The organism is Chryseobacterium hilariae (assembly GCF_051400735.1).
Lineage (GTDB): Bacteria > Bacteroidota > Bacteroidia > Flavobacteriales > Weeksellaceae > Chryseobacterium.
Window position 1 is genome coordinate 332,830 of sequence record NZ_JBLFFJ010000006.1, and the last position, 6,259, is coordinate 339,088.

Below are 6,259 nucleotides of genomic sequence, written 5' to 3' on the forward strand. Positions count from 1 at the left end.
CTTCAGATAATAAAGTTTCTAGATTTGTTCTATTTATTAGTGTTTTTTAATAATATGGATAATGTTCTGTACTTCCTTTTTTTCGTCCGGTGTGAGTTTTTTCCAGATGAATCCTTTTCTGATGTTTTTTTCGTCAATGTACTGAGGAAAAATTCCCGCTTTTACATCATCAAAAATATAACCCGCTGAGATTGCAGGAATAGGAGTTTCAAAATTAAAAGGATAATCCTTTGACACATTGAACTTTAAATTTCCTGTTTTGAAGGTTTCAAATTTGTTGTAATGATAAGTTGAAGGTTTGTAGAGCTGTTCTTTTTTCAATCCGGCCATAAAGTTTCCCGGTCTGAAACTCGGAATATACTGGCGGATGAAATTGGGGAAACTTAAAATTCCCATCACCAATATACCGGATATTGCGAGAAAAATGAGTGAGTTCTTTTTGCTGAAATGAATAAACAGGATAAACGCGATCACAAAAAATACATCAAGAAAAAAACGGTACTGCGCCGAAAAAGCTAATACCAGTATACTTTTTATCAATAGGGAAATGCAGATCAGGCTAATGATCTTTTTCTTTTTAATGAAAGCAAAAATAGAGAAAACAGCCAGACTTAAAATGAAGATTATATTGATTTTTGACTTAATTCCTTCCAGTGTAAACCAGTTTCTGACCGCATCATAAGAAGGAAATTTTTGAATTTCCTTGTGGGTATACTGCATATCGTATGTTTTCTGAACAGCATATTGCGACGAAATTTTTAATACTTCCGGATTGGGTTTCCAGCTGAATCCGAAATCACCTATGGCTACAGGAAATACAGGATATCCGAATGTCCATATATTTTTAATAAAGAACAAAATAAGAATCCCAATTCCTAAAGTCCAGTTTTTATAATTGGGTTTAAAAATAAATAAAGAGCACAGAAATACGAGTATTGGAAGCCATATCATTGTAGGTTTTATGGAAAAAACATAAACGGCATAAGCAAGGAGGAGACTGATGTTTTTGTTTCCTGCCATGATTTCATTTAAAATAATCAATGATAAAGTAATAACAGGAAGGTCAGGACTTGGTGACTGCGAAAAAAGCAACAGTATGGGAATAAAACTCAGCTGGATCCAGCTTTTCTTCTCAAAAATGTAAAAAGTATAAACGATGAGAAGAATGGCATTGATTCTTAAATAAGGATCTGAAAACCCGGAAAAGCCCGACTGAAAAATATGCCATACGGACATTTGGCCTAATGTAAGATCCAGATTGGAAATACCTTTCACCAGTCCATATTCTGTAAGCCATTTGATGGTGGGAACATAATATCCGAAATGATCCAATATATAAGGGTAAAAGGAACTGCTGTATAAAATGAGCAGTGAAATGCTGATCATTAGAAAAATATCTTTCTTTGAAAATGAATCAATTTTCTGATATAATGTCTTTTTGAAAAAGAAAAAAACTCCGGATAATATAAAGGGAATTTCTACATATATATTAATAGGAACAAAAAAAGCCAGACCAGTCCATATAAGGCTGAGTCCTAATATTCCGGTTAAAATGCTGCCCGAAATTCCACCAAATAGAGAACCGGCAAAATTTTCCATGATTTCCCCCCAGCCCGCAAGTACTGAAAGAATAAGAACTGATGAAAGTAAAAGTAAAATCATAAAAAAAGATTGCCTAAAAATAAGCAATCTTTAAATGTTATCGTGAAAATATTAATTAACGTGGCTGAACTCTTCCGTCTTTTCTGTCTCCGGCCCTACCGATTGTATAACCGGTTGCACCACCAACTACACCACCAATTACTGCACCCAGACCCCTGTTTTTCTTAGCAACAATGGCTCCTAATGCGGCGCCACCTACGGCACCAATAGCGGTTCCTTTGGCTGCCTTACTCCAACCTTTCTTTTGGGTGGCAGTGGTTCCCTGCGAGGAATTGCTTCCGTTATCCGCATAGGTTCCGCCTCCAGAATTAGAGTTTGATCCTCTGTCTCTATATACTGTTTTTGTTTCTCTTATGATCTGAGGCTTTGAATTATTGGCAGCAGCTGCCCGTGATTTTTTACTTTCAGCAATGCTGTCTGCTTTTTTCTGTGCTTCGTACACTATTTTTTCTTTCTCGATAGCCAGCTTTTGCTTTTCTATTTCAAGCTGTCTTGCCTGAAATTCAAGTTTCTGTTCTTCCAGGGATTTTTCAGCGGTTCTTTCGTCCTTTTTGCAGGCTGTCAGTAAAAAGACTGATAAAAAACCTGCTAATACTATCTTTCTCATAATTCAAATTTTAATAAGTAGTCTTAGCCAAAATGGCCAGCAACTTTCTAGTTATTTTCAATTATGAAGCCAAAATTAGTTAAGAAATGTTAAAGTGATGAATTTTTTATAAAATTGAATATTTACGGATGTAATTTTAAGTTAATTAAAAATTTTTATTCAATTCATATGAATTGGTTATTTTTGAAATATCAAAATTACTTTAATATGAAAATATCAATTTTTAAAACGATGGTTTTTGTGGCTCTGTCAGCTGTTGTCGTTTCGTGTTCTTCGAATGATGATATGGTAACAGATATTCAGTCTCAGCCTCATTCTGAAACATCTAAAGAAGCTTCAAAAACGAAAATTTATAAGGTAAGATTCGGTCTTATATCTTTGGACGGAACGAAAACGCTTTCAGGAAGCCACGATGTAGGCAGTTTCCTTGCTGAAAATACAGTGACAGGCGAGGTTTACGATACTTATTATGGAGGCGGCTTCCAGACATTGCCTGCCTATTATGAAGGGATTCCTGCGGGAACTTATACTTTCTCTGCGATGCAGGGGCAGGGAGGCTGGACAGGTTACGGATCTGTGACGGGAACTGTATCAGATGCTCAGGTAGATGCTGACGGATACATTACCGTATATATTCCGGTGACCTGGGCTGAGTAAAATAAACTTTGAATTCTCAATAGAATTATTATTATGTTTCTAAGTCTTTCCGAATTAGAGTACCAAAAGTTTATATAATCTTTTTGACTTTAAAAAGAGCATTTATGATTGAACTCATAAAATGAAAAAGGCTAAGGTATTACCTTTAAACCGTAGAATTAAAGAATAATTTTCTTATTTAATTATAAAAATTTTTTCATCATTTGTGTTTTTTTAGGCCTCCGCTAGGAGGCTTTTTTATTTTTAGCTATTCTGTATAGATTGTTAGACATGATATTAATCATAAAATATTAATTAAGCCTTCATTTTTAAAAGCTTCTGTCATTTTACTATTGCGCTGTAGTTAGCGGTCTGTAAGGGTTTTTTGTATTTCGTTCAGCTAAAATAACTTACATTAGATTGAAAAAAATATTAAAAAAAGTAGTGGTCATAAGAACGACTTTGGCACGATTTTTCAATATATGAAGCAACTCATGTTTAATTTGAGTTTTCATGGTTATTAGTTTTTATCCCCGAAGCAATTCGGGGATTTTTTTTGATACCTACTTAATCCTGTATCAATGCTGTTCAAGCCGTGTTAACGGTTTAAACAGTAGCCTTGCTTTAGAGAAGGATAGTGTAGAATAAGTGTTGATAATTGTATATGATCCGGAGTAATAAATTGGATTCTACAATATTTTGGTCTACAATAAAAATTTCAATTTTTTCGATATCTGAATGATTAAACTATAATCAGCCTATTGATTAAACAAGTTTATAGAATAATCCTGATTTAAAAATGTACATTCATTGTGGTGGATACACTTAAGAAAAAACCCTAAACTATTTGTAATAAATAGAATAGGGTTTAATGATGAGGTACCTAGCGTACCCAAATTAAGATAATCGCTAAAACGTGAAGTAATCTAAAAAAAAGTTTAATTGTTTTATTAATAGATAATTATGATTTTATTGAGCCGTATTTAGTTGCAATAAATCTTATATTTATCGGGAAAATATCGGGAAAGTTTGTATATTTGATTATTCAAATTTAAATCATGGCATCAGTTAAGTTTTTCACAAGATCCAAAACTTCAACATCTCAGATATACTTGCGTTTTATAGTTGGGTATAGAAAAGAATTTCAATCCAAAACAGGTATTGTAATTAGTATGAGTGATTGGAGCAAAGAAAAGTCACTTCCTAAACAAAACAATCCGACAAATAAACAAATTACTACTCAATTAAAAAATCTTGAAACTCACATTTTAACATCATACAATTCTGATTATACAAAAGGTATTTTATTTACGAAAGAATGGTTAGACGAAAAAATAAACTCTTTTTATAATAGAATTGATGAAAAAAAAGATGATAGTATTTTCTTAAACTATCTTACAGAATTTATTGAATTCAAAGAGGGAATTTCATCATACACTAAAAGCACAATTAATAAGCTAAAAAACCTTCAAGATCGTTTTGAAGCATATCAGAAAAAAAAGAAAAAGAACTACCTAATAGAAGATATTAGTGGGAAGGTATTAATTGATTTTAAAAATTACCTCATCGTAGATTGTGGATTGATGGAGACTACTGCTACTCGCTTTATTAAAAACCTTAAAACTGTAATCTTTGATTCGAGGAATAATGGAAAGCAAATACATTATCAGATTACCGGTTTTTCTACAGGGACTACAAATAGCGAACATAAAGTATTTTTGTCACTTGAAGAAATAGCTAAAATTAAAGATGTTGTTACACTTGAAGAAAATTGGAATCTTGCAAAAGATTGGCTTATTCTAGGTTGTTATCTAGGACAAAGAGCTAGTGATCTTCTACGTATGACAAAAAGAATGATTTACACTAAAACAGATGCTGATGGCAACTCATTCAGGTTTCTGGAAATTAAGCAGCAAAAAACAGGAGAAAAGGTTGTGATTCCTTTACATGATGAGGTTGAAGAAATCTTAAAGAAATATAATGGTGATTTTCCACCTGTATTTGCAGATAACCCGGATTCTAATTCTGTATTGTTCAATAGACATATTAAAAAGGTTTGTGAATTGGCTGGGATTCATGATATAGTAAAAGGCAGATATTTCAATGAAGTCACTAAAAAGAATGAAATTGTAAAAACGGAGAAATGTAAACTTGTTTCTTCTCATGTTTGCCGCCGTTCATTTGCTACAAACTTTTACGGAAATAAAATGTTTACGACACCGCAGATTATGGCAATTACCGGACACAAATCGGAAGCACAGTTCTTAAACTATATCGGAAGAACTGCTGATGATTGGGCTATGCAAACAGCTAAAACATTTAAAGAACTTTCTGCCAAACATAAAATATCTTAAGAGAGGAAATTTGCTATTAAAATGCTAAAATTTTAGATTAGCTTATTTCTTTCATTAATTCACTTAATGAAATCTCAAGTGCTAAAGCAATAACTGCTATAGTGAAAACATTTGAGGTTACTTTTCCTTTTTCAATTTTATATAGATATTGTCTATCTTTCCCTATCAGCTCAGCTAGCTCAGTCTGGGAAAGATTCTTTTTTTCACGGAACTTTCTAATCTGATTACCAACATCAACAGGAATTCTGGCTTTTAATTCAGTAATTTTATTTTCGTCTATTATTTTCACTTATACAAAGTGAAATATAAAGTACTGCATTTTTGTAACCTTATATTACTACAATTTGTATATTTGCAGAAAATAATATTTACTTATGGTAACTCACAATAATTATTTGAAATTCATTTTTATTTTTGTCATTGTAAATTAATTTATGCATTTATATAATACGACACGCTTTGTCGTCTTGTGATTATATCTTTGTTATAGAAATAAAGTAAAACAATAACATTAAAAATAACACTTATGAAAACACTTTGTTTATCTGGCTAAAAACTACCCTAAAAACCATAATTAAAATATGGGGTTTTCCCTATGTTAGGAATTAAAATATAATTATTAAATTCGCAAAAAATAAACAGATATGAAAAAAAATTACATACTCGCACTCGCCCTGTGTGCATTCCTTAATTTTTCGGCCCAGGAAACAGAGGTAGCATGGCAACGGGACATCAAATCCGGCACTCAGGATTTCCTAAGCCAGGTGACTACAACAATAGATCAGCAATATCTGATTACGGGAAGTTCAATTCATCCTTCGACAGGCTCAGGAACATCAAACCAAAAACAAAACAACGGCTACGACTTTCATCTGGTAAAACTTGATCAGCAAGGGAAAGAAGTTTGGGAAAAATATTTCTCAGGAAATAACCATGATTACCTTTCAGCCTCAGTATCTACTCAGGACGGAGGTTTTTTGATCTCAGGTACTTCTTATTC

The 6,259-nt window shown here is 32.6% G+C and carries 5 protein-coding genes and 1 pseudogene; 3 read left to right on the forward strand and 3 right to left on the reverse strand.

Annotated features, from left to right (window positions below; genetic code table 11):
* Positions 1-36: 36 nt before the first annotated feature.
* The gene (locus ACMGDK_RS18120) at positions 37-1,662 is read right to left on the reverse strand and encodes an LIC_10190 family membrane protein (protein WP_436809212.1); all 1,626 of its coding nucleotides are present in this window, start codon (positions 1,660-1,662) and stop codon (positions 37-39) included.
* Between the two features lie 55 nt (positions 1,663-1,717).
* Complete coding sequence (locus ACMGDK_RS18125; protein WP_436809213.1) at positions 1,718-2,269, reverse strand: YMGG-like glycine zipper-containing protein; 552 nt, start codon at positions 2,267-2,269, stop codon at positions 1,718-1,720.
* Between the two features lie 207 nt (positions 2,270-2,476).
* On the opposite strand from ACMGDK_RS18125, the gene ACMGDK_RS18130 reads away from it, so the two are divergent.
* Both ACMGDK_RS18130 and ACMGDK_RS18135 read left to right on the forward strand, forming a co-directional pair.
* Entirely contained in the window at positions 2,477-2,926 is a 450-nt protein-coding gene (locus tag ACMGDK_RS18130) for a hypothetical protein (RefSeq protein WP_436809214.1), read from the forward strand.
* 1,037 nt (positions 2,927-3,963) lie between these two features.
* Positions 3,964-5,259: a tyrosine-type recombinase/integrase gene (locus tag ACMGDK_RS18135; RefSeq protein ID WP_436809215.1), complete on the forward strand. Its 1,296-nt coding sequence runs from the start codon at positions 3,964-3,966 to the stop codon at positions 5,257-5,259.
* Positions 5,260-5,296: 37 nt separating this feature from the next.
* On the opposite strand, the gene ACMGDK_RS18140 is transcribed toward ACMGDK_RS18135, so the two are convergent.
* Entirely contained in the window at positions 5,297-5,548 is a 252-nt protein-coding gene (locus ACMGDK_RS18140; RefSeq protein WP_436809216.1) for a helix-turn-helix domain-containing protein, read from the reverse strand.
* A 355-nt stretch (positions 5,549-5,903) separates the two neighbouring features.
* On the opposite strand from ACMGDK_RS18140, the pseudogene ACMGDK_RS18145 reads away from it, so the two are divergent.
* A pseudogene (locus tag ACMGDK_RS18145) lies at positions 5,904-6,259 on the forward strand (T9SS type A sorting domain-containing protein); the annotation flags it as partial.